The sequence below is a fragment of the Sphingomonas sp. SP1 genome (assembly GCF_058313395.1).
Genome location: NZ_JBZFLC010000001.1, coordinates 201090 through 223001, shown reverse-complemented (window position 1 = coordinate 223001; position 21912 = coordinate 201090). Strand labels below are relative to the sequence as shown.

24 protein-coding genes are annotated in these 21912 nt (G+C 65.6%); 8 read left to right on the top strand and 16 right to left on the bottom strand.

Annotated elements, in window-relative coordinates:
- Positions 1 to 150: 150 nt before the first annotated feature.
- Positions 151 to 825: a phasin family protein gene (locus tag AC4GYS_RS01230; RefSeq protein WP_491107297.1), complete on the bottom strand. Its 675-nt coding sequence runs from the start codon at positions 823 to 825 to the stop codon at positions 151 to 153.
- Between the two features lie 126 nt (positions 826 to 951).
- Between AC4GYS_RS01230 and gmk the strand changes: the two genes are divergently transcribed.
- The gene (gene gmk, locus AC4GYS_RS01225; RefSeq protein ID WP_491107296.1) at positions 952 to 1590 is read left to right on the top strand and encodes a guanylate kinase; all 639 of its coding nucleotides are present in this window, start codon (positions 952 to 954) and stop codon (positions 1588 to 1590) included.
- Here the strand turns inward: gmk and AC4GYS_RS01220 are convergent.
- The 7 genes from AC4GYS_RS01220 to AC4GYS_RS01190 form a co-directional block, all read right to left on the bottom strand.
- Positions 1587 to 2276: an ATP12 family chaperone protein gene (locus AC4GYS_RS01220; protein ID WP_491107295.1), complete on the bottom strand. Its 690-nt coding sequence runs from the start codon at positions 2274 to 2276 to the stop codon at positions 1587 to 1589. The two genes, gmk and AC4GYS_RS01220, sit on opposite strands and share 4 nt — an antisense overlap.
- A complete protein-coding gene (locus AC4GYS_RS01215) occupies positions 2273 to 2482 on the bottom strand; it encodes a hypothetical protein (RefSeq protein WP_491107294.1) in 210 nt (69 codons plus the stop codon). Before AC4GYS_RS01215 ends, AC4GYS_RS01220 begins: the two co-directional genes overlap by 4 nt.
- Complete coding sequence (locus tag AC4GYS_RS01210; RefSeq protein ID WP_491107293.1) at positions 2475 to 3152, bottom strand: HAD-IA family hydrolase; 678 nt, start codon at positions 3150 to 3152, stop codon at positions 2475 to 2477. The genes AC4GYS_RS01215 and AC4GYS_RS01210 overlap by 8 nt, the downstream gene beginning before the upstream one ends.
- Positions 3149 to 4270 carry an RluA family pseudouridine synthase gene (locus AC4GYS_RS01205; RefSeq protein ID WP_491107292.1) on the bottom strand — a complete coding sequence of 374 codons (1122 nt, stop codon included), beginning with the start codon at positions 4268 to 4270 and terminating at the stop codon, positions 3149 to 3151. The genes AC4GYS_RS01210 and AC4GYS_RS01205 overlap by 4 nt, the downstream gene beginning before the upstream one ends.
- Positions 4271 to 4397: 127 nt before the next feature.
- Positions 4398 to 5681: a DUF445 domain-containing protein gene (locus tag AC4GYS_RS01200; RefSeq protein ID WP_491107291.1), complete on the bottom strand. Its 1284-nt coding sequence runs from the start codon at positions 5679 to 5681 to the stop codon at positions 4398 to 4400.
- Between the two features lie 32 nt (positions 5682 to 5713).
- Entirely contained in the window at positions 5714 to 8896 is a 3183-nt protein-coding gene (locus tag AC4GYS_RS01195) for an efflux RND transporter permease subunit (protein WP_491107290.1), read from the bottom strand.
- Between the two features lie 29 nt (positions 8897 to 8925).
- Positions 8926 to 10110: an efflux RND transporter periplasmic adaptor subunit gene (locus AC4GYS_RS01190; RefSeq protein WP_491107289.1), complete on the bottom strand. Its 1185-nt coding sequence runs from the start codon at positions 10108 to 10110 to the stop codon at positions 8926 to 8928.
- 207 nt (positions 10111 to 10317) lie between these two features.
- Here AC4GYS_RS01190 and AC4GYS_RS01185 point away from each other — a divergent pair, with 207 nt between their 5' ends.
- Together AC4GYS_RS01185 and AC4GYS_RS01180 are read left to right on the top strand one after the other, a co-directional pair.
- A complete protein-coding gene (locus tag AC4GYS_RS01185) occupies positions 10318 to 10587 on the top strand; it encodes a GlsB/YeaQ/YmgE family stress response membrane protein (protein WP_491107288.1) in 270 nt (89 codons plus the stop codon).
- 78 nt (positions 10588 to 10665) lie between these two features.
- Positions 10666 to 11388, top strand: a complete 723-nt coding sequence (locus tag AC4GYS_RS01180) for an SIMPL domain-containing protein (RefSeq protein ID WP_491107287.1) — start codon at positions 10666 to 10668, stop codon at positions 11386 to 11388.
- A gap of 73 nt (positions 11389 to 11461) precedes the next feature.
- Here AC4GYS_RS01180 and AC4GYS_RS01175 read toward each other — a convergent pair whose 3' ends face one another.
- From AC4GYS_RS01175 to AC4GYS_RS01165, 3 genes are all read right to left on the bottom strand, one after another.
- On the bottom strand, positions 11462 to 11734 hold the full coding sequence (locus tag AC4GYS_RS01175; protein ID WP_491107286.1) for a GlsB/YeaQ/YmgE family stress response membrane protein: 273 nt from the start codon (positions 11732 to 11734) through the stop codon (positions 11462 to 11464).
- A 157-nt stretch (positions 11735 to 11891) separates the two neighbouring features.
- Positions 11892 to 12191 carry a CtrA inhibitor SciP gene (sciP, locus tag AC4GYS_RS01170; protein WP_491107285.1) on the bottom strand — a complete coding sequence of 100 codons (300 nt, stop codon included), beginning with the start codon at positions 12189 to 12191 and terminating at the stop codon, positions 11892 to 11894.
- A 94-nt stretch (positions 12192 to 12285) separates the two neighbouring features.
- Entirely contained in the window at positions 12286 to 12483 is a 198-nt protein-coding gene (locus tag AC4GYS_RS01165; RefSeq protein ID WP_491107284.1) for a hypothetical protein, read from the bottom strand.
- Between the two features lie 68 nt (positions 12484 to 12551).
- Between AC4GYS_RS01165 and mnmA the strand changes: the two genes are divergently transcribed.
- Together mnmA and AC4GYS_RS01155 are read left to right on the top strand one after the other, a co-directional pair.
- Positions 12552 to 13664 carry a tRNA 2-thiouridine(34) synthase MnmA gene (gene mnmA, locus AC4GYS_RS01160; RefSeq protein ID WP_491107283.1) on the top strand — a complete coding sequence of 371 codons (1113 nt, stop codon included), beginning with the start codon at positions 12552 to 12554 and terminating at the stop codon, positions 13662 to 13664.
- Complete coding sequence (locus AC4GYS_RS01155) at positions 13664 to 14128, top strand: NUDIX hydrolase (RefSeq protein WP_491107282.1); 465 nt, start codon at positions 13664 to 13666, stop codon at positions 14126 to 14128. Before mnmA ends, AC4GYS_RS01155 begins: the two co-directional genes overlap by 1 nt.
- Here AC4GYS_RS01155 and AC4GYS_RS01150 read toward each other — a convergent pair.
- From AC4GYS_RS01150 to pdxH, 3 genes are read right to left on the bottom strand one after another with little or no spacing between them, the layout of a single operon-like run.
- On the bottom strand, positions 14125 to 14901 hold the full coding sequence (locus AC4GYS_RS01150; protein WP_491107281.1) for a PhzF family phenazine biosynthesis protein: 777 nt from the start codon (positions 14899 to 14901) through the stop codon (positions 14125 to 14127). The genes AC4GYS_RS01155 and AC4GYS_RS01150 overlap by 4 nt on opposite strands.
- Positions 14898 to 15824 carry a cation diffusion facilitator family transporter gene (locus AC4GYS_RS01145; RefSeq protein WP_491107280.1) on the bottom strand — a complete coding sequence of 309 codons (927 nt, stop codon included), beginning with the start codon at positions 15822 to 15824 and terminating at the stop codon, positions 14898 to 14900. The genes AC4GYS_RS01150 and AC4GYS_RS01145 overlap by 4 nt, the downstream gene beginning before the upstream one ends.
- Complete coding sequence (gene pdxH, locus AC4GYS_RS01140) at positions 15821 to 16402, bottom strand: pyridoxamine 5'-phosphate oxidase (RefSeq protein WP_491107279.1); 582 nt, start codon at positions 16400 to 16402, stop codon at positions 15821 to 15823. Before pdxH ends, AC4GYS_RS01145 begins: the two co-directional genes overlap by 4 nt.
- 80 nt (positions 16403 to 16482) lie before the next feature.
- On the opposite strand from pdxH, the gene AC4GYS_RS01135 reads away from it, so the two are divergent.
- The 3 genes from AC4GYS_RS01135 to fabI are packed head-to-tail and all read left to right on the top strand — an operon-like array spanning position 16483 to position 19272.
- Positions 16483 to 17433: a DnaJ C-terminal domain-containing protein gene (locus tag AC4GYS_RS01135; protein ID WP_491107278.1), complete on the top strand. Its 951-nt coding sequence runs from the start codon at positions 16483 to 16485 to the stop codon at positions 17431 to 17433.
- A complete protein-coding gene (locus AC4GYS_RS01130; protein WP_491107277.1) occupies positions 17399 to 18472 on the top strand; it encodes a YihY/virulence factor BrkB family protein in 1074 nt (357 codons plus the stop codon). Before AC4GYS_RS01135 ends, AC4GYS_RS01130 begins: the two co-directional genes overlap by 35 nt.
- Positions 18469 to 19272, top strand: coding sequence for an enoyl-ACP reductase FabI (fabI, locus tag AC4GYS_RS01125; protein ID WP_491107276.1), 804 nt, complete (start codon positions 18469 to 18471; stop codon positions 19270 to 19272). The genes AC4GYS_RS01130 and fabI overlap by 4 nt, the downstream gene beginning before the upstream one ends.
- Here fabI and AC4GYS_RS01120 read toward each other — a convergent pair.
- Positions 19269 to 20492, bottom strand: coding sequence for a DUF2254 domain-containing protein (locus AC4GYS_RS01120; RefSeq protein ID WP_491107275.1), 1224 nt, complete (start codon positions 20490 to 20492; stop codon positions 19269 to 19271). The genes fabI and AC4GYS_RS01120 overlap by 4 nt on opposite strands.
- 113 nt (positions 20493 to 20605) lie before the next feature.
- Positions 20606 to 21895, bottom strand: coding sequence for an adenylosuccinate synthase (locus AC4GYS_RS01115; protein WP_491109336.1), 1290 nt, complete (start codon positions 21893 to 21895; stop codon positions 20606 to 20608).
- Between the last annotated feature and the right edge of the window lie 17 nt (positions 21896 to 21912).

Below are 21912 nucleotides of genomic sequence, written 5' to 3'. Positions count from 1 at the left end.
CTCAAGCATATTCGCGCTCAGATATGGCATCGTTCGAACGCTTGCCAAGCGGGGCTGCTCCGCTTTGTGCCGACACGGTGCAAAAAGAAGAACGGCCGCTCTCCGTGGGGAGGGCGGCCGTTCGAATGCGCCTGACAGGAGGAGGAGAGGTCAGGCAGCAAGCTCGTTGAGCTTTTCCGCGTTCAGCGCGGCGCGGTTCGACAGCGGCTGGAAGGCCTCACCGGCCAGCTTCACCATCGATTCGGCGAAGCGGCTGCTCTCGGCGACCATGCGGTCGAACTGGGTGCGGGCGATTTCGCTCTGCAGCTGAAAGAACTCGGTCGGCGAACCGGCTTCGGTCAGCGTCTTGGCCTGCGCCGCGACCTGCTCGAGGTTTTCGCGGGTGCGGGCCAGGGCTTCCTGGCCGAGCGTCTGCGCGCCGGCAGCGGCGATCTTGGAGGTTTCCACCATCGCCTCGACGTTGGCGCGGGTCAGCTCGACCATCTCGCCGGCGACCTTCTGGCTCTTTTCGACCAGCTGCTGGCCACGCTCACCGGCGTCGGCGAACAGGGTCTGCATCTTGTCGGCGCCCGGCAGCGCGGCGGTGTTGGCGAAGTTGTTCATCCAGTTGGTTGCGTCGAAGTTCATGACGGTTTCCTTTTGTTCAGGTGCCGGGGCAGCCTGCTTGATACGGGGAGTCGGCGTCGCGGAGTTGACCGCCTTGCGGGCGCGCGGCTTGCGCTCGGTCTTCACGCGGCGGGCGTTGACCTTCTTCACGGCCTCGACCACGTCGGCCTCGACGGGCAGTTCCGCGGCCTCAACAGGCGTTTCGATCTGATCGTTCATGGTCTCTTCCACTGTGTCTTCCAATCTCATGTTGCAGTGCACAATATAGTGCAGTGCACAAGATTTCAAGTCCCCGTTCGCAAGTGCAGCATTGACGCGCGGCGCGAGGGCGCGGCAAGAGCGCGCATGGACCAGCAAATCCGCACCCGCCGCGGCCTCCTGATTGTGCTTTCCTCGCCCTCGGGGGCCGGCAAGTCGACCATTTCGAGAATGCTGCTGGCGGCCGATCCTGAGGTCACCATGTCGATCTCCGCGACCACCCGGCCGATGCGTCCGGGCGAAGCGGACGATCGCGACTATCACTTCGTCTCCGAAGAGGAGTTCGATCGGTTGATCGACGAAGGGGAGTTTGTCGAGTGGGCTCCGGTCTTCGATTATCGCTACGGCACGCCCAAGGCTCCGGTTAAGGCGGCGCTGAAGGCGGGCAGTGACATCCTGTTCGATATCGACTGGCAAGGGACCCAGCAGCTTCATGCCGCGATGGGCGAGGACCTGGTGCGGATCTTCATCTTGCCGCCGTCGATGTCGGAACTGGACCGCCGGCTGCGGTCGCGCGGGACGGACAGCGAAGAGGTGATTGCCAGCCGCATGCAGCGGGCCGCAAGCGAGATCAGCCACTGGGCCGAATATGACTACGTACTGATCAACCGCGATATGGAAGTGTGCCTGGCACAGGTCCGGTCGATTGTCGCCGCCGAGCGGTTGAAGCGGCAGCGGCAGCTTGGCCTGGTACCGTTCGTCCGCGACCTCGTAGCGGGCCGCTAAAGCAGCGTCAGGAACCGCGCCGCCGCCATGTAGTCCGCGCGACGATTGGCAAGCGCGGTTTCGGCTTCGGCGTCGCTGCCCCATTTTTCCAGCTGCCACGCCTCGTCGATGGTCAGCGCAATCCAAACGGATACGGGATCGGCTTCACCTTCCAGTACGGCCAGCGCGGCGACCAGCGACCCGCCGATGGTCACCAATGGGGACAGGCCGGCGAGCCGGAAGGGGTCCAGAGCCGCCACCGCGTGAGACAGCCGGGCGACTGTCGCAGGCGGCTGTGAAACGTGGATGATGCCATGGGTCACCGCGAAATCGACGTCGTACCGTCGGCGAGCCCATTGCAGCAGAGGGTCCCAGGCGGCGGCCTGGCGGTCGATCAGCTCCAGCGGTCCATCGGCGCGATAGCAGAGCAGGTCCCCCTCCGCGTACCGGGCGAGGTCGGTCGCGAAGCGCTGGGTGTCGGGTGCAACCCGGTCGATCGCAGCGTTGGCGAGGCCGGTGAGCGGCATGGCGCGCGGATCCACGGTTTCGGCTGTGCCCTGCCATTCGTCGGCGACCGCGCGTGCGAGCGACTGCTGCGGAAGGGCGAGGGGCGCCCGGGCCGGCGTCCGCACGGGGCGGCCGTCAAGCTCCACGCCCCACCCGTTGCTGCCCGCAACCGCTTCCACCTTCGTCCAGAAACGCTTCATCGCGGCTTGATGCGGCTCAGGATCTTGGGCGCGAGGACGGCCTGGGCGAGGCCGATGAAGGCGAGCGGAATGCCTGCCGCCGGGAGCCCGCCCGGGTGAAACATGTCGCTGAAGGCGATGGCGATGCCCAAGAGGAACATTGCCAGCGCACTCAGGCGGATGACGGTGAATACCAGGAATCGGTTGCGATCAGCCCGGTCATCCACGGGGAAGTTCCTCCACAAGCGAAGTCGCGAGCGCGAACACATCCTGCGGCGCGGCTGCGAGCACATCAGCGCCGGAAAGCCTGAGCTCGGCGCCGTCGTGATAGCCCCATAGCGCTCCGATCGCGCGGGCGCCCGCTGCCTTGGCCATGCCCATGTCCCAGCCGGTATCGCCGATGACGACCGTCCGGGACGATTCCGCGCCTGCTTCCTGCATGGCGGCGAGCGCCATGGAGGGGTGGGGTTTGGACGGGTGCCGGTCGGCGGTCTGGAGCGACACGAAGCGGTCGTAGAGTTCATGGCATGACAGGCAGAGGTGCAGCCCCCGGTCCGACTTGCCGGTCGCGACGGCCAGCAGCCAGCCGTCCGCCTCGAACGCATCGAGCGAGGACAGGATACCCTCGAATAGCGGTTCATCGACCTCCCGCGCGGCGCGCATGCCCTGGAAAACTTCGCGATAGGTCGCGGCGAGAGCGGCGTGCTCATGAGGTTCCGCTTCCGGCGCCAGGAAGGCCATCGCCTCGTGCAGGCTGAGGCCGACGACGCGCTTGGCTTCATCCTGCGGCGGGACTGCTCGGCCATGCCGATCGAATGCTTCGCCCAGCGCGCGATGGATGGTGTGGCCGCTGTCGACCAGCGTGCCGTCGCAGTCGAAGATGGCGAGACGGGTCACCGCTTGCGGGTCCGCGGCTTGGCCGGCGCAGCACCGCCACGTGCCCGGCGTTCGCCCTTGCGTTCGCGCCTGCGCTGCTTGGCGGCGGCGGCTTCGCGCTGGCGCTTGACGACCGGGTCCTTGGCGGGATCAGGGTTGTCGAGCGGCATGTTGTCGCCGGCCATCGTGTCGAAGCCGAGGGTCGAAAGGCTTTCGGCAAAGTGGGCCGGAAGTTCAGCCTGCTGGTCGATCACGCGGTTGTCCGGAGCATCGATCCGCAGACGCCGGGCGTGAAGGTGCATCTTGCGGCTGATTCCGCCGGTCAGGAACGCCTCTGCCCCGCCATATTTTGCGTCGCCGACGATCGGGTGGCCAAGTGCCGCCATGTGGGCACGCAGCTGATGCGTGCGGCCGGTGAGGGGCTGCAACTCCACCCACGCGGCCCGATTGCCGGCGCGGTCGATCATCCTCCAGCGAGTGCGGGCCGGTTGGCCCTCGTCTTCATCGACATGCATCTTCTCACCGCCGGTGCCGGGCTGCTTGGCGAGAGGCAGGTCGATCAGCCCCTCTTCAGCCGAGGGCACGCCGACCACCAGCGCCCAATACACCTTGCGCGCGGTGCGGCCGGAGAAACTTTTTGAGAAGAAGGCCGCGGCGCGCGCGGTGCGGGCGACTAGCAGCACGCCGCTGGTATCCTTGTCGAGACGATGAACCAGCTTGGGCCGGCGGCCTTCTCCGTCGACCAGGCCGTCGAGCAGGCGGTCGAGATGCTGGTTGGTCTTGGTCCCGCCTTGGGTGGCGAGCCCCGGCGGCTTGTTGAGGACGAAGGCATCGGGTGTGGTGGCGATCACCATCTCTTGGACAAAGGCTTGCTCGTCGGGGGTAAGCGGGACCACGCGCCGTTCCGGCCGCGCGCTCCGAACCGGGGCGGCCTCGGCGGGAGGCATGCGGATCGTTTGACCGGTTTCGATCCGGTCGCCGGGGGTAGCCTTCTTGTCATTCAGCCGCAGCTGGCCGGTCCGGGCCCAGCGGGACACGGTATTGAAGCTGGTATCCGGCAAATGCCGCTTGAACCAGCGATCGAGCCGGATGCCGTCGTCGTCTTCCCCGACGGTGAAGGTGCGCGTGTCGCTGGTCATGGCCGCGCCCTAGCCGCTGGCCAGCGTCTTCGCAAAGCGCATGGAGGTACGCTTGTAGCCGAGGTGACGGTAAGAGGCCTGCGCGGCGGTCAGGCGGTTATTGCTCTTCACTTCGATGACTCGCGGCTCATAAGCCGTCGATGACGTGGAGCACCAGGCCGACGAGACCGCCGACCAGCGTACCATTGATGCGGATGTACTGAAGGTCCCGGCCGACGGCGGCTTCGAGGCGATTGGTAATGGTGCGCGCGTCCCAGCTGCGGACGGTATCGCTGACCAGCCTGACGATCGAGCTGCCATAGCTGGCGGCCATGCCGGCTACCGCGCGGCGGGCGAATTGGTTGACGGCACTGCGGATGCGGGGGTCGCTCTCAAGCGTCGAGCCCATCGATTTCAGCACTTCGCCCAGCTTCCCCGCCATCACCGCGTCGGGATTGCGGGCGGCGGCGATGATGGCGGCACGCCCCTTTTGCCACAGGGTATCGAGCCATTGTGCGACGGAGGTGTTCGCCAGCAGGTCATCCTTCCATCCCTCCACCCGGGCGCGGGTTTCGGGGTTGTTCTGCAGGTCGTGCCCCAACTCGACCAGCGCGACCTCCATCTTCAGGCGGACCGGGTGCGCCGGGTCGGTGCTCATTTCCACGGTCAGCTTGCGCAGGCCTTCGATGATCGAATCGGCCAGCTTTTCGTCGAGCGCCGCGAGCCGCAGCATCCAGCTGGCACGGCGGCGAACCATTTCACGAATCAGGCTTTCGTTGGCATCGAGCGCGCGGGCGAGCGCGCGGATCGCAGCCTCAAGCATGGGAACATGGCGGTCCTCGGCGATCGCCGATTCCAACGCCTTGCCGAGAACGGGCGCGACCTCCGCCTGCCTGAGCCGGGAGGAGATGGCGGTCTTGACAAGGCCGCCCAGCCGTTCGTCGTCAAGCGCCTCGAAGATGTCGCCGATCAGGCGCGAGGCGCCCTGGCGAATGCGCGAGCGGGTCGCTTCGCCGCCGGCCGGAGCCTGGAGGAAGCGCCCGGCTGCCCCCGCCACGTCGATGTTGCGCATGCGCCGCGCGACCACCGGAGCGATGAGGAAATTGTCCTTGAGGAAAACCGCCAGCGTGTCGCCGATGCGGTCCTTGTTCTTGGGAATGATCGCGGTGTGCGGGATGGGCAGGCCGAGCGGATGGCGGAAAAGAGCAGTAACGGCGAACCAGTCCGCCAGTCCGCCGACCATCGCGGCCTCGGCGAACGCCTTGACGAAACCCCAGCCAGGGTGATCGGCTTCGAACGCCCGAGCGGCGAAGAACAGCGCGGCCATCACCACCAGCAGGCCGGTTGCCGCAGCCTTCATGCCGGCAGCACCGGGCTGGGCAGGGTTGAAGCGGGTCAGGGGTCCTCGAACGGACGGATCGGCGCGGCTCATCGATCCATCAATAGACGAGCCGCGCTTCCGGTTCACTCCGCCGGTTGCGGCAGCTGCTCGACAGGCCGCTGGCCGGCCGGAAGTTCATGCGCGCTATTGCCGATGAAACGGCGGAACACGCGCCCGATCCGGGTCTCGATGCTGATCGCGATCGAATAATAGGCCGGCACCAGCACCAGCGTCAGCAAGGTGGACAGTATGAGGCCGCCGATCACCACCACGCCCATCGGCGCGCGCCAGCTGGCGTCGCCTTCCACCGAAGTCGCGATCGGAACCATGCCCGCCACCATTGCCACGGTCGTCATCAGAATCGGCTGAGCGCGCTTATGCCCGGCCTCGACGATCGCCTCGTCCTTGGGCATTCCGTGATTCATCATTTCGACCGCGAAATCGACCAGGAGGATGGAGTTCTTGGCGACGATTCCGAACAGCATGAGAATGCCGATCAGAACCGGCAGCGAGACCGGATTGCCGGTAAGGTGCAGTGCGATCACTCCGCCCAACGGAGCCAGCAATAGCGACCCCATGTTGACGAACGGCGCCAGGAATCGGCGATAGAGCAGCACCAGCACCGCGAACACCAGCAGAACGCCCGAGATCAGGGCCACGGCGAAGTAGAACATCAATTCCGCCTGCCATTTCTGCTCGCCCAGGCTCAGCTGCTGGATCCCGTCGGGCAGATTCTTGACCGAGGGCAGTTCGTTGATCTTGGGCCACACGTCGCCGCTGACCAGACCGGGGGCAAGGTCCGCGCCCACCGCGAGCCGGCGGACCTGGTCGGTCCGGCTGACACTGGTCGGGCCTGCTCCGAAGCCGACCTCCGCGACGCTCTTCAGCGGGACGGAGCCACCGCTGGCGGTCGGGACGGGCAGGTTCTCGAGCACCGACAGGTCGCGCCGCTGATCCTCCGAGATGGATACGCGGATGGGCACCTGCCGATCAGCCAGGCTGAACTTGGCACTGTTCTGTGCAATGTCGCCAATGGTCGCGATCCGGATCGTCTGGCTGAGGGCAGCGGTCGTAACGCCGAGGTCGGCGGCCAGATCGAAGCGCGGCTTGATCAGGATTTCCGGACGCGTGAGGTCGCCCTGTGCGCGGGGTGCACGCAATTCGGGCAGTCGCTCCATCTCCTTGACGATCCGGTTGGCGGTTTCGGTCAGAAGCTCGGGGTTCTCGCCGCCCAGGAACAGGGTGATGTCGCGTCCGCCGCCGCCTCCGCCTTCCGGACCGCCGCCGCTCTGGCTCTGGAAATTGACGCGCGCGTCGGCGATCGCCGCAAGCTTGGGCGCAAGGCTGCGTTCGAACTCGGTCGACGTGACTTCGCGGTCCTTCTTGAGGACGATGTTGACGAAGCCAGAGCCAGTGAAGATCCGCTGGAACACGCGCTCGACGTTGGGATCCTGGCTAACGATCTCCGCGACCCGATCGACCACCTCCTCGGTTTGCGCGACGGTGGTGCCGGGCGGCATGAAGATGCGCGCTCGGCTGTAGTCGACGTTCACGGTCGGCTGGAAGGTGAAGGACAGCATGGAGAAGAGCACGCCGGTGAGCGCCAGCGAGGCGAAGCCGACGCCGACCATGTAGAGCCGGTGGTCCCAGATGAGGGACTTCAGCTTGTTGAAGCGGCCCGGATTGCGGGCGCGGTATTCCCGGGCCTTGCTGTCGTCGATGCTCCAGCGCAGCGCGTGGAGATATTTTTCCATGATCTTGCCGGACGCGTGCGGCGCCTCGCCATGCGACTTCAAGAAGTAAGCCGCGATCAAGGGTGTGATCATACGCGCGACGAGCAAGCTCATCAGCACCGCAATGACGACCGTATAGCCGAAACTCTTGAAGAATTGGCCGGAGATACCGGGCATCAGTGCAACGGGCAGGAAGACGGCAACGATCGCCATCGTGGTGGCTAGCACCGCAAGACCGATCTCGTCCGCCGCGTCGATCGAGGCCTGGTAAGCGGACTTACCCATGCGCATGTGGCGGACGATATTCTCGATCTCCACGATCGCATCGTCAACCAGCACGCCCGCGACCAGGCTCAACGCCAGCAGCGACAGGCCGTTGAGGGTAATCCCCATCAGGTCCATGAACCAGAAGGCGGGAATGGCCGACAGTGGAATGGCGAGCGCGGAGATGAGCGTGGCGCGAATGTCCCGAAGGAACAGCAGCACGACCAGCACGGCGAGGACGGCGCCTTCGATCAGGCCCTTCATCGCCGAACTATACTGGTCCTTGGTGTATTGGACCTGGTTGACGATTTCCACGAATTTGATGCGTGGATCGTCTTTCTCGAGCTGGCGGAGTTCGGCCCAGGCGTCGTCGTAGGCCGTGACTTCCGAGGCGCCCTTGGACCGCTGAACGTTGAAGCTGATGACTTGCCGGCCGTCGAGTTTGGCGATCGTGCGCTGCTCGGAATAGGAATCCTTCACTTCGCCCAAATCGGCCAGCCGGACGGTGCGGCCCCCGGGTACCGCGATCTGCGTTTGCGACAGGTCGTAGGCGGTGCGGGCGTTGCCGAGCACCCGGACGGATTGCTCCGAACCGGCGATCTCGGCCCGGCCCCCGGTGGCATTGATATTCGTCTGGCGCAGCTGGTTGTTGACCTGGGCCGCAGTAATGCCCTGAGCCTGCAGCGCAGCGGGATTGAGAATGACACGAATCTCGCGATCGACCCCGCCTTCGCGGGTGACCGCCGCGATGCCCTCCACGCCCAGCAGACGGCGGCTGACGGTGTTGTCGACATACCAGCTGAGCTGTTCCAGCGTCATGTCGGTGGTCTCGGCGGCCACGAAGAGGATCGGGTCGCCAGCAATGTCGACGCGGCTGACCTGCGGTTCGAGAATACCCTCGGGCAGGTCGCTGCGGATCTGGGTGATGGCGTCGCGGATGTCGTTGATCGCGCGGTCGGTCGGGGTCCCGATCTCGAACTGGACGAACGTGTTGCTGTTGCCTTCGCGGACCGACGAGTTGATCTCGTCCACGCCGTTGACGCTGCGGATTGCCGCCTCGACCTTTTGCGTGATCTGGTTTTCCATTTCGACCGGCGCGGCGCCGGGCTGCGAGATCGAGACGTTGGCTGCGGGGAAGTCGATGTCGGGGTTGTTGTTCACGTCCATGCGCATGAACGTGACCAGGCCCGCCAGCAGCAAGGCGATGAACAGCACGATCGGCGGCACCGGATTGCGGATGCACCAGGCTGAAATATTACGGAAACTCATGGCGGTACGCCTGTCCTTGCTCGTTCAGCTCAGCGCGCTGCCTGGCGCCGCGGATTGATCTTCTGACCCGGGTTGAGGAAGGGGCCGGCGGAAAGCACCACCGCTTCCTGGCCCGAAAGGCCCTCGACGATCGTAACCCCGTTCTCGTCCACCGAGCCGATCTCGACGGCGCGGCGCTCCACCTCGTTCTTGGGATTGACGATGTAGACAAAGCTGCCGTCCGCATCGGACAGCACCGCGCTTTGCGGAAGCAACGGTGCCGTGGTCGCGCCGGCAGTGATGCGCGCTTCGGCGAACCCGCCGGGGCGAATGGTGGGATCGTAGGGTACTGCGATCCGGACCTCGCCGAGGCGGCTTTGCGGATCGATGACCGGAGCGACCTGCCAGACGGAACCCGCGATCTGCCGGTCGGTGCCCAGCGGAGTCACGGTCGCCGCCATGCCCGTGCGAACGGCGGCAAGATCCTGCTGCGACATCTGGGCGCGCATTTCCATCTCGCCGCCCTGGGCGATCCGGAACAGGCCCTGGCTGCCGCCGCCAATGACCTGGCCGACTTCGAGATTGCGCTGGAGCACCAGCCCGGAGGTGGGCGCGCGAACGTCGAGCAGACCGACACTGGCGCGGGTGGCGCCAAGCTGAGCCTGGGCAACGCGCACCTGCGCCCGCGCCTGATCCAGCGCCGACTTCTTGCGGTCGAGGTCGGCGCGCGACACGAAACCGCGGTTCACGAGCGACGCGCTGCGATCATACTCGTTCTGCGCCAACGCGGCCGACGCGCGGGCTGATTCCACGGCCGCGGCAAGCTGCGCCGCCTGCTGGACCTGGACGGACCGGTCGACGGTCGCAAGCGTCTGCCCCTGCCGGACCCAGCTGCCAGCATCGACCAGCACTGCTGTCACCCGGCCACCGGCGCCGGCAGCGCCGACTGGCTGATCGCGGCGGGCGGCCAGTGCGCCGCTGGCGGTAACGACCCGCGCCACCTGGCTTCGGCCCGGCACGACCACGGTCACCGTCGGGACCTGTCCACCACCCGGGCCGGCACCCGCCGCCGCACCGGGAGCAGCCGCAGGCTCCTCGCTGCCGCGGAACAGGAGGAACGCCCCGACGAGCACGGCAATTGCGACCACGGCGGCAATCAGCAGGTTGCGATTACGCCGCGACCTGTCCACCACCACCAAAGTATCCGAGCGCTCCAGCCGGGTTTCCCGATTCATCACTATTCTTCCGTCCTGTGTCGACGCACTCAGCCGAATGCGGCAACTGTATTACGTTATTAGGGCAGTTGCGGCAACAGGGCGCAGCACGCCGCTTAAGCGCAATCCTTTTTCGACCAATGACGCCGCAGTTGCCGCAAACGTCGGTTTACAGTTGCAGCGGGATTTGGTGAGGTCCTGGCCGAGACACAACAGGGGAGTGATTTGATGATCGAAAGTTATGGCGTGATCGGTTGGATCGTCATCGGCCTGCTGGCGGGCGGAATCGCCAAGCTGCTGATGCCGGGCAAGGATCCGGGCGGCTGTATCATCACCATCCTGCTGGGCATCGCCGGTGCATTGCTGGCCGGTTTCATCGGCAAGTCCGTCGGCTGGTACGATGACGGCGAGGCGGCCGGTTTCCTGGCCGCTATCGTCGGGGCCTTCATCATCCTGTTCATCTACCGCATGGTGGTCGGACGGCGCCGTCGCCTGTAGAATTTCCGTTCAGCAAGGGGCCAGCGAGCCGTCCGCATCACGGCTCGCTGATTGTCTTGCAAGGCGGGAGTTCGATCGATGTTGAAGCAATTGGTTGGTGCGGCAGCGCTGGCTGGGGCAGCCATGGCCTCGACCGGTGCGAACGCACAGACGGTCGTGGCGCAAGCGGTCGGTGGAACGCGACTCGATATCAGCGCCACCGGGGAGGTGAGCCGTGTCCCCGATATCGCGATCATCTCTGCGGGCGTGGTCACGCGAGGCCAGACGGCAACCCAGGCGCTGAGCGCCAACGCCGACCGCATGGAGCGGGTGCGGGCGGCTTTGCGCCGGGCCGGCATTGCCGAGCGGGACATCCAGACCAGCACGGTCAGCCTTAATCCCGACTATGTCTATCAGGAGCGGCAGCCGCCGCGACTGAGCGGCTATCAGGCCAGCAACCAGCTGAATGTCCGCTTTCGGGACATTCGCAATGCCGGCCGGATCCTGGACGCTCTCGTGGCGGAAGGCGCCAACTCGATCAACGGGCCGACACTGACCATCGACAAGCCGGACAGCGCGCTCGATGAGGCGCGGACCAGGGCCCTCGCGGCCGGCCGGGCGCGGGCAGAACTTTATGCCCGATCGCTTGGCATGCGTGTGGTCCGGCTATTGTCGGTCAGTGAGCCTGGCGTGGTGCGTGGACCGGAGATCATGGTCACCGGCATGCGTGCCGAGGCCGCCGATGCCGCGGCCAAGACCGAGATCGTCCCGGGCGAGCAGCAGTTGAGTGTCACCCTGCAGATGAGCTTTGAGCTGCAATAGGATGAAAAAAGGAAAAGGCCGCCCGGCGTGAACCGGGCGGCCCTCCATTGAAACCGCTGGTGACAGCGAGTGCTTAGCGCACCCGACCGCGACGCAGCAGGTTCACGATCGCCAGCAGGATGATGGCACCCAGCAGCGAGATCAGAAGGTTGGGCAGCGAGAAATCGCCCGAGGTGATCGATCCACCGCCAAGTAGCGGGGCGAGCAGCAGACCGCCAAGGATCGCGCCGATGATGCCGACGACGACATTGAGCAGGATGCCCTGTTGCGCATCGGTGCGCATCACAATGCTCGCCAGCCAGCCAAGAATACCGCCGACGATGATGATCAAAATCCAGGTAAGCATGCGTTCCCTCCTGTCATTGGCCTTGCATTAACGTCGCAAGGCCTTGCGGTCACAAGACGCACGCTGGTCCGACTTGTTCCGCAGGAGGAACCATACACAGTTAAGAACGCTTGCGAAACGAGCATTGAAAAAAGCTTCGTTTCCCAGCGTGGGGAGGTCAGTAACGCTGCTGCCGCTCGTACACCTGGCGATAATGCTGGATCCTGGTCACCCGCAGTCCAGGCATGCCGCTGCGATCCACCGCGCGCTGCCAGCTGGCGAATTCCTCCAGGCTGAGGCTGTAACGTTCGCACACCTCGTCGACGGTCAGGAGCCCGCCTGCGACGGCCGCCACAACTTCCGCCTTGCGCCGAACAACCCACCGGGTGGTGCTGGGCGGCGGGAGCGAATCCAGGGTCAGCGGCTCGCCGAGGGGGCCGATGACCTGGTGGGGACGGAATTTCTGATTTTCGAGCATCAGTTCCTCGACGAATGGGTAATGGTCTGTTCGTGAGGCCGGTTTACCGGCACGGCGTTGAAGGAAAGCTGAAACGTGGGGGTTAACGGACCATTCACTCCTTCCTTGCTGTCTCGAACAGAGACGGGCTGCTGTCGGCAAAGGCACCGCTAAGCCCCGGTGCCTCCCCACCGTTCTCGCCGCGCGCAAGAAAGCGGACGAACGCCTGGCGTTCGCGTGGGGGCAGTTCGCGCAGCACCTGCGTGCGCTGAACCAGAGCGGCCGCTCGAATATGACTGTTGTGCGTGGTCAAGCTATTGCGTTCCTCTCGACCGCAACACCTAGCCCCGATGAGTGAATGTCGGGTAAAGAGCCTGACCAATGCACATCGAATTCGGACTTGATCGCCCGGTTTCCGAGGCCCGGATCGTCGTCGCCATGTCGGGCGGCGTCGACAGCTCGGTCGTCGCCGCGCTGGCCGCGCGGACGGGCGCCGAGGTGATCGGCGTGACCTTGCAGCTTTACGATCATGGCGAGGCCGCCAAGCGCTCGGGCGCCTGCTGCGCGGGGCAGGACATCTATGACGCGCGGACCGTGTGCGACCGGCTGGGCATCGCGCATTATGTGCTGGATTTTGAAAGCCGCTTCCGCAGCGGCGTGATCGAACGCTTTGCCGACGAATATGCCCGGGGCCGCACGCCCGTACCTTGTTCGCTGTGCAACCAGGGCGTGAAGTTCACCGACCTGATCGCCTTCGCTCGTGAGCTCGGGGCCGATTGCCTGGCGACTGGTCATTATGTCCGGCGGATCGTGGGTGCCGGCGGGTCCGAGCTCCACAAGGGCCGGGATCCGGCGCGTGACCAGAGTTACTTCCTTTACGGCACTACGCGGGAGCAGCTCGACTTCCTGCGCTTTCCCCTCGGCGACCTGCCGAAAAGCGAAGTGCGGAAGCTGGCGGAAGCGGAGGGCCTGATCGTCGCCGCCAAGCCCGACAGCCAGGACATCTGTTTCGTGCCCGATGGCGATTATGCCGGACTGGTCAAGAGGCTGCGGCCGGCGACGGCCTCTCCCGGCGAGATTGTCGACCTTGCCGGGCAGGTGATTGGGCACCACCCGGGTGTCGTGCACTTCACCGTCGGTCAGCGTCGAGGGATCGAGATCGGTGGGCAGAAGCAGCCGCTCTACGTGGTTCGGATCGAGCCGGACGAGCAGCGACTGGTGGTCGGACCCCGGCGGGCGCTGGCGATCGCGGAGGCGCGATTGAGCGCCATGAACTGGATCGGCGAAGGACAGCGGGAGGTGACCGTCAAGGTTCGCTCGCTGGCGCCGGCGGTGCCGGCCTTGCTCGATGGCGACCGGGTCTGTTTCCGTTCCCCGGAATATGGCGTCGCGCCCGGTCAGGCGGCGGTGATCTATGAGGAGGACCGGTTGCTCGGCGGCGGGTGGATCGAAGAAACGGTAGCAGCCGACCAAAACCTCGTCGCAGCGGCCTGATGGCGCCGCCGCTCAGCGCCGGGGTCTTGCTGTGGCGGCGCAACACGGGCGCGATCGAAGTCCTGCTGGTCAAGCCGGGTGGCCCGTTCTGGCGCAGCAAGGACGAGGGCGCGTGGATGATCCCGAAGGGGATGGTGGAGACGGGGGAAACGCCGGCCGAAGCCGCACTGCGCGAGTTCGAGGAAGAAACCGGCACCGCTTTAACTCAAGTCCCGCATCATCTCTGCCGGGTTCGGCAAGCGGGTGGCAAGATCGTGGAAGTCTTCGCGGAAGAAGGCGATCTCGATCCGGAAGCGGTCTGCAGCATCGAATTCGAGATGGAGTGGCCGCCCAAGAGCGGTGCATTGCAACGCTTTCCCGAGGTCGCCGAAGCGCGGTGGATGACGTTGGACGAGGCGCGTCAACTGATGCTCAAGAGCCAGTTGCCGATCCTGGACGCATTGAAGGAGCGGCTGGCGGCCTAGAGCTGAAAGCTTCCCTCGATCACTGTCCGGCACTCGCCGCCGAGCAGGACCCGGTCACCGGCGAGTTCGCATTGGAGGAGGCCGCCGCGAGGGCCGACCTGCCCCGCCGAAAAACGGGTCCGGCCAAGGCGCGGCGCCCACAAGGGCACGAGCGCGGCGTGAGCAGACCCGGTGACGGGATCCTCGTCGATGCCATGGTAGGCTGCGAACACGCGGCTGGCGATCGCCGTGTCCCGGCCGGGGGCCGTGACCATCACCAGCGAGGGGATGTTGCGGAGCGCCGCGAAGTCGGGACGGACGGCGCGAACCGCGTCCTCATCCGGCAGCGAGACGATCACCGAACCATTGCCGCCGCGACCGCGATGCACCTCGCCAGCAACTCCAAGTGCTGCGAGCGCTTCGGGCGCGTCGCCCGCTTCAACGGTGGCTGCGGGCAGATCAAGTTGGAGCAGGTCTTCATCGCGCCGCACGGACAGGATGCCGGAACGGGTCTGGAAGGTGACCGCGTCGCCGGTGAGCAAGACGTGTCCCGCGGCGAGGGTGGCGTGGCCGCACATGTCGACCTCCACCGTCGGGGTGAACCAGCGAAGATGATAATCGGCCGATCCGTCGGCGAGGGGCACGGTGAAGGCGGTCTCGCTCAAATTGTTCTCGGCCGCAATTGCCTGCAGCTGCTGATCCGGCAGCCATTCTTCCAGCGGCATCACTGCAGCGGGATTGCCGGTCAGGGGTCGCGGGGCGAAGGCATCGACCTGGAAGAAGGGGAGGATCATCGGGTTTCCGTCAACTCGTGCGGCAGCATGCCCTCACGGTCGGTGTGCCCCTCGGGATCGAGGTGAAGAAAGATCTCCACGCCGGGAAAGCGGCGCTGCAGGTCCTCTTCGACCGCGTCCATCCGATCATGCGCTTCGCGCACCGACCATTCCTCCGGTACCCAGCAGTGGAATTGGATGAAGTCGTGCGCGCCGCTGGACCGGGTGCGGACGTCGTGGATGCCCTTCAATTCCGGATAGTCGGCGCAGGCGGCGAGGAAAGCGGCCCTCTTCTCGACCGGCCATTCCGCGTCCATCAGCTGGTTGACGGAATCGCCGGCGGCGCGCCACGCGCCCCACAGCAGCCAGACCGCGATGGCGATCCCGAAGGCGGCGTCGGCACCGCGGATCCTGAGCCATTGGTCGAGCACCAGCGCCGCGATCACCGCGCCGTTGAGGAACAGGTCCGACTTGTAGTGGATGTTGTCGGTCCGGATGGCGATGCTGCCGGTGCGGGCGATGACGCGCTTTTGATAGGCGAGCAGCAGCATCGTGGCGGCCATCGCGGCGATGCTGACCCCGATCCCAAGCTCGGCGTTGGCCGTCGGAGCGCCGTTGATCAGCCGGTCGATCGCGCGCCAGCCGATGCCCAGCGCGGATGCAGCGATCAGAACCACCTGGCCCAGCGCAACCAGCGCCTCCGCCTTGCCGTGGCCGAAGCGATGGTCGGTGTCCGCCGGCAACGCCGCGATACGAACGCCAACCAGCGTGACGATGCTGGCGACCAAATCAAGCGCCGTGTCGGCAAGGCTGCCGAGCATCGCGGTGGAGTCGGTTGCGATCGACGCCCATGCCTTGGCGATCAGCAGGCTCAAGGCCATCGCGATGCTGGCCATCGCCGCGCGTTGGGTCAGGCGGGAACGCGCGTCACCGGTCACTCTCATGGATAGAGCAGCCCTTCTGCCCAGCCCGATCCCGTGCGCACGAACAGGCGACGATGATGCAGGCGGGAAGGGCGGTCTTCCCAGAATTCGATTCGGTCTGGCACCAGCCGGAAGCCCGACCAGTGCGGCGGGCGCGGGACTTCGGGCGCGTCGGCGAAGCGGGCCTGTGCTTCTTCGACGCGCTGTTCGAACGTCGCGCGGCTATCCAGGGGGCGGGACTGGTCCGAGGCCCACGAGCCGATCCGGCTGTCGCGCGAGCGGCTGGCGAAATATTCGTCCGCATCCGCATCGCTGAGCCGCTCAAGCCGGCCTTCGGCGCGCACCTGCTTGCGCAGCGATTTCCAATGGATGCACAGCGCGCCGCAGGGATTGGCGGCAATCTCTTCCCCCTTGCGGCTTTGCAGGTTCGTGAAGAAGCCGAAGCCCTCCGGCCCGTGACGGCGCAGGAGAACCATTCGCACCGACGGCCGGCCGTCAGGCGTGGCCGTGGCAATCGCCATCGCATCGGGATCGTTGGGTTCCTGTTCTTGCGCCTGGGCAAACCAGGTTTCGAACAGAGCGAATGGGTCGTCGGCCATGGCGGCGCAAATAGGCTTGGCACCCGGGCAAGGCAAACTCACTAGCGCGCAAACGAACTTCTGCCCTAAGAGCCTCGGTTATGGATTTGTACGCACGGCTCGGGGTCAAGCGCGGAGCGGACGACGCCGAGATCAAGAAGGCGTATCGCAGTCTCGCCAAGCAGCTTCACCCCGACAAGAACAAGGACAACCCCAAGGCGGCCGAGCGCTTCGCGCAGGTGACGGCGGCCTATGACCTATTGTCGGACAAGGACAAGCGGGCGCGTTATGACCGCGGCGAGATCGACGAGGAGGGCAATCCCAAAATGCCCTTCGGCGGCGGCTTTGGCGGCGGTGGTTATGGCGGCGCCCGCACCGGCGGCGGAGGCGGGCCGGGCGGGTTCGAGGGTTTCCCCGGGGGATTCAGCGGAGACACTGCGGATTTGTCCGACCTGTTCGAAGGCCTGTTCAACCGTGGTGGCGGCGCGCGCGGCGGGGCAAGCCCGTTCGGCCGGCGCAACGCTCCCCCGCAGAAGGGCGCGGACGTCGTCTATCGCCTGACTGTCCCGTTCATCGACGCCGCGACGCAGGAACCGCAGCGCGTGACGCTGGCCGACGGCAAGACGATCGATCTCAAATTGCCTGCCGGCGTCGAGGACGGCACCAAGATCCGGCTCGCCGGACGGGGTGAAGCCGGGCCGGGCGGCGCCGGCGATGCCATCATCCAGCTGGTGATTGAGCCACATCGTTTCTTTACGCGGGACGGTAACGATGTTCGCCTGACCCTTCCAATCACGCTGAAAGAGGCGGTGCTGGGGGCCAAGATCAAGGTTCCGACCCCGGCCGGTCCGGTGATGTTGACCGTGCCCAAGGGAGCCACGTCCGGCAAGGTGCTGCGGATCAAGGGACGCGGCTTTTCTGCCAAGGGCGGGGCAAAGGGCGACCAGCTGGTGACGCTGGCGGTCGACCTGCCGGCGGGTGACGCAGCATTGGAACGGTTTGCGGCCGATTGGGCCGGTGGAGGCAACCCTCGGGCCGGTCTGGGCGTCTAGGCCGCTGATGCAGGGTATTTCACCGCACTCTCCGGAAGCCCGGCGCCGGCGCCTGGCGGAGATCAAGGCCAAGTTCGGCGAGCGCGTGGTGGAGCGGGTGAAGCCCGGAACCAAGCCGTTCGAGATCGTCAAACGGGTTGCGGTCGGCGTCTACAACGACGGTTTCATTCATGCCGGCAACCTTGCCTATCTGGCGCTGCTGTCGATGTTTCCCTTCTTCATCGTCGTGGCGGCGTTGGCGCAGCTGTTCGGTCGCAGCGAGGACAGCGCGCAGGCAGTGGCCACCGTGTTGCAGCAATTGCCGCCCGACGTGGCGAACGTGCTGCGCGGACCTATCCAAGAAGTACTAACGGCGCGCACCGGGCCCCTGTTGTGGTTCGGCGCCCTGGTCGGGTTATGGACCGCGACCAGCTTCACCGAGACGATCCGCGACATCCTCCGCAGGGCCTATGGAACCCAATTCAGCGCGCCGTTCTGGGAATATCGTTTGATCTCCGTGGCGTTCATCCTGGGGTCGGTGCTGCTGTTGATGATCGCCTTCGCAGCGTCGGTGATGATGTCGTCGGTCGAAAAGCTGATCGTCGCGCAATTTCCCCAGTTCGGGGACGTTGCGTCACTGATTCAGATCTATCGCATCGTGCCGGCGGTCGCCTTGTACGGGACGATCTACGCCATCTTCGTCGTGTTGACCCCATCGCGCTATCGCAAGCGGACCTGCCGCAAGTGGCCGGGCGCCCTGTTGGTCACGCTATGGTGGCTGGGCACTGCCGAACTTCTGCCGGAGGCGATCGGCCTGGCGGGCGGCTACAGCCTCACCTACGGCAGCCTGGCAGGCGTGATGATCGCGCTGTTGTTCTTCTTCGTGGTGGGCCTGGGCGTGGTGATGGGTGCCGAACTGAATGCCGCGCTGGCCGAAACCGATGCCGTGGCGCTAAAGGGCGAGGTGTTCGAGGGGCCGTTCAAGGACAGCCTCGAAGTCGAGGAGCCCGCACCGGGCGAAGACGTGGAAGACGAAAGCAGGGGAAGCATCGCGGTATGACGGGGCTGATGCAGGGCAAGCGGGGGCTGATCATGGGCCTCGCGAACGATCGTTCGCTGGCGTGGGGGATTGCCCAGAAGCTGGGTGAGGCGGGCGCGGAGATGGCATTCAGCTATCAGGGCGAAGCGCTGGAGAAGCGGGTGCGGCCGCTGGCGGAACAGCTCGGCTCGGACCTGTTGATCGATTGCGACGTGTCGGACATGGCCGGGCTGGATCGCACGTTCGCCGCTCTGCAGGAGCGCTGGGGCGGGCTGGACTTTCTGGTCCACGCGATCGGCTTTTCGGACAAGAACGAGCTGCGCGGCAAGTTCGTCGACACCAGCCTCGACAACTTCCTCGTGACCATGAACATCTCGGTCTACAGCTTCGTCGCCTGCGCGCAGCGCGCGGCGCGGATGATGCAGCCGGGGGGCGCGATGCTGACGCTGAGCTATTACGGCGCGGAGAAGGTCATCCCGCATTACAACGTCATGGGCGTGGCCAAGGCCGCACTGGAGACGTCGGTAAAGTATCTTGCGAGCGACCTCGGGCCCGATGGGGTGCGGGTCAACGCGATCAGCGCCGGCCCGATCAAGACGCTGGCGGCGAGCGGCATCGGGGACTTCCGCTACATCATGAAGTGGAACGAATATAACGCGCCGCTGCGTCGCAACGTGACGATCGAGGATGTCGGCGGGGCGGGGCTGTATCTGCTTTCGGATTTGGCGTCGGGCGTGACGGGTGAGGTGCACCACGTCGACGCTGGATACAATGTGGTCGGCATGAAAGCCGAGGACGCACCGGATATCGCGACCGTCTAATCGCCGGAGAGCAGCTGCCGGGCGCTTTCTCGCAAAAGTTGTCGGTCGTCAGCGCTCTTCATGGCATCTTCTGCGCGCTGGACGATACGATGAGCATGTTCCCGAGCAGCCTCTCTAAACATGCCCGGCGCAGTGTCCGCAACGGCCTGCAACACTGCCAGGAGCCGCTCCTGAACCTCGAGCATCGCGGCGCCGTCCCGCGCTATAGGGTTGATGAAGGCAAAGAGAAGATCCTTCGGTTCCAAGGGCTTCACATAAACACGGGCGCAGCCTTTCACTGAGGGCTGACGCACCGCAGACTCCTTGGCGAAATCCACGAACAGCCGCATGCCCGCGCCGGCCACCTCAATCGCCGTGCCCGGATCGTTCACCGCGGGGGACAGTGCTCGGGACGCAATTTCCGACAGAACCACGAGGCCGTAGCGCGGATCATGATCGAACTCGCGTTCCTTACCGATGGAGAAGCATTCAATCAGGGCTTCCCCAACCTCCTCGCCAACCGCCGGTTCGACGTGAAGCAAGGGCCTCGACGAGTGGATCAGCGTTCCGGGAATGGCGTCCACATGAAGCGCCAGCCCTTCCTCGCTCGCAATCTTCTCCAGTTGTTCGATATCGACGTGCTGCACATAACCATTCGCGGGCGATCGGATCGCCTTGGCGGCGGTCGGGACTGGAACCGGCGCGACCCCGCCGCCGAATGGCTCGTCGGCGAGGGCAAGTAGCGGAGCTCTTGCGGCTTCCTCCACCCGAATGATCGTGTCGCTAACTCGACCGAAGCGGCCAAGATGCTCGATCCAGCGGAGCATGGCCGTGACGACAACCAGCAGCGCCACCAGCGTTGCAAGAAAGAGCAGCACGCGGCCTTGGCTCTGGTACAGGCCAGCGGACAGCCCAATGATCCCAACGATGCTGAACAGAAACGCGCCGAGGAATGTCGACAGCGTATTTTGAGCAAGGCGATCGGCCCGGAGCAGCTTCGTCGAGCGTGGCGTGGCATTGGACGTCGCGGCGGCGTAGGCCGACACCATGATGGAAAGCGAAAAGGTCGTGACCGCCAGCATGGAACTGGCAAGGATCGTCAATATGTCGTCGACCGATCCAGAAGCCAGCGTCAGATCGGGCTGGTAGGGGATATACGGCCCGACAACGGATGCCAGGAGCGCTGCTGAAATCCCGGCCAGACTGAATAGCGTTGCCCTCAACCAGACCTGGCGGAACATGCGACGGAGAAACCAGCCCGCCCTCCCGACCGGATCGTAGCGAGCGCTCAATTCGAGTGGTGACCGTCAGCTTCGGGCATTGACCTTTAACCGTTCGTCAAGGCTACGGTTGCCTAGCCTGCGAACGGATCGCGCACCAGGATCGTGTCGTCCCGCTCCGGCGAGGTCGAGACCAGCGCGACCGGGCAGCGGATCAACTCTTCGACGCGGCGGATGTACTTGATCGCCTGGGCGGGGAGGTCGGCCCACGATCGTGCGCCGGCGGTGGTGCCGGTCCAGCCTTCCATCTCCTCGTAGATCGGCTCGACCCGCTTCTGGTCGGCGGTGTGCGGAGGCAGGTAGCTGAACTCACGCCCATCGACGCGGTAGCCAGTGCAGACCTTTACCGTTTCCAGCCCGTCCAGCACGTCGATCTTGGTCAGCGCAATTCCGGTGACACCGCTGACCGCGACGGCCTGACGGACCAGCACGGCGTCGAACCAGCCGCAGCGGCGCTGGCGGCCGGTGACGGTGCCGAACTCACGCCCGCGCTCGCCGAGCCGCTGGCCGACCTCGTCGTGGAGCTCGGTCGGGAAGGGGCCGGAGCCGACACGGGTGGTGTAGGCCTTGACGATGCCAAGCACGAAGCCGGCCGCGCCCGGCCCCGTGCCGCTGCCGCTACCGGTCGTCCCCGCGACGGTGTTGGAGGAGGTCACGAAGGGGTAGGTGCCGTGGTCGACGTCGAGCAGCACGCCCTGCGCCCCTTCGAACAGGATGCGCTTGCCCTGGCCGCGGGCCTCGTCGAGGTCCACCCAGACGGGGCGAGCGAATTGAAGCACAAAGTCGGCGATCTCCGACAGGTCGGCGCGCAGCTGCTCTCGATCGACCGGCGGGTGGCCGAAGCCGGCGCGAAGCGCGTCGTGGTGAGCGCACAGGCGGTCGAGCAGCGGGTCCAGCTCGTCGAGATGCGCCAGGTCGCAGACGCGGATGGCGCGGCGGCCGACCTTGTCCTCATAGGCCGGACCGATGCCGCGGCGAGTGGTGCCAATCTTGCCGGCGCCCGACGCGTCCTCGCGCAGCGCGTCGAGGTCGCGGTGGATGGGAAGGATCAGCGGGCAGGTCTCGGCAATGCGCAGGACCTCGGGCGTGACCGCGACGCCCTGGGCGCGAATGCGGGTCACTTCGTCGCGCAGCGCCCAGGGGTCGAGCACCACGCCGTTGCCGATGATGGACGGCGTGCCGCGAACGATGCCGCTCGGCAGCAGCGAGAGCTTGTAGACCTCGCCGCCGACCACCAGCGTGTGACCGGCGTTATGACCGCCCTGGAAGCGGACCACCACGTCGGCGCGGCTGGCGAGCCAGTCGACGATCTTGCCCTTGCCCTCGTCGCCCCATTGCGCGCCGATGACGGTAACATTGCCCACAAGACAGTCCTTCCTGA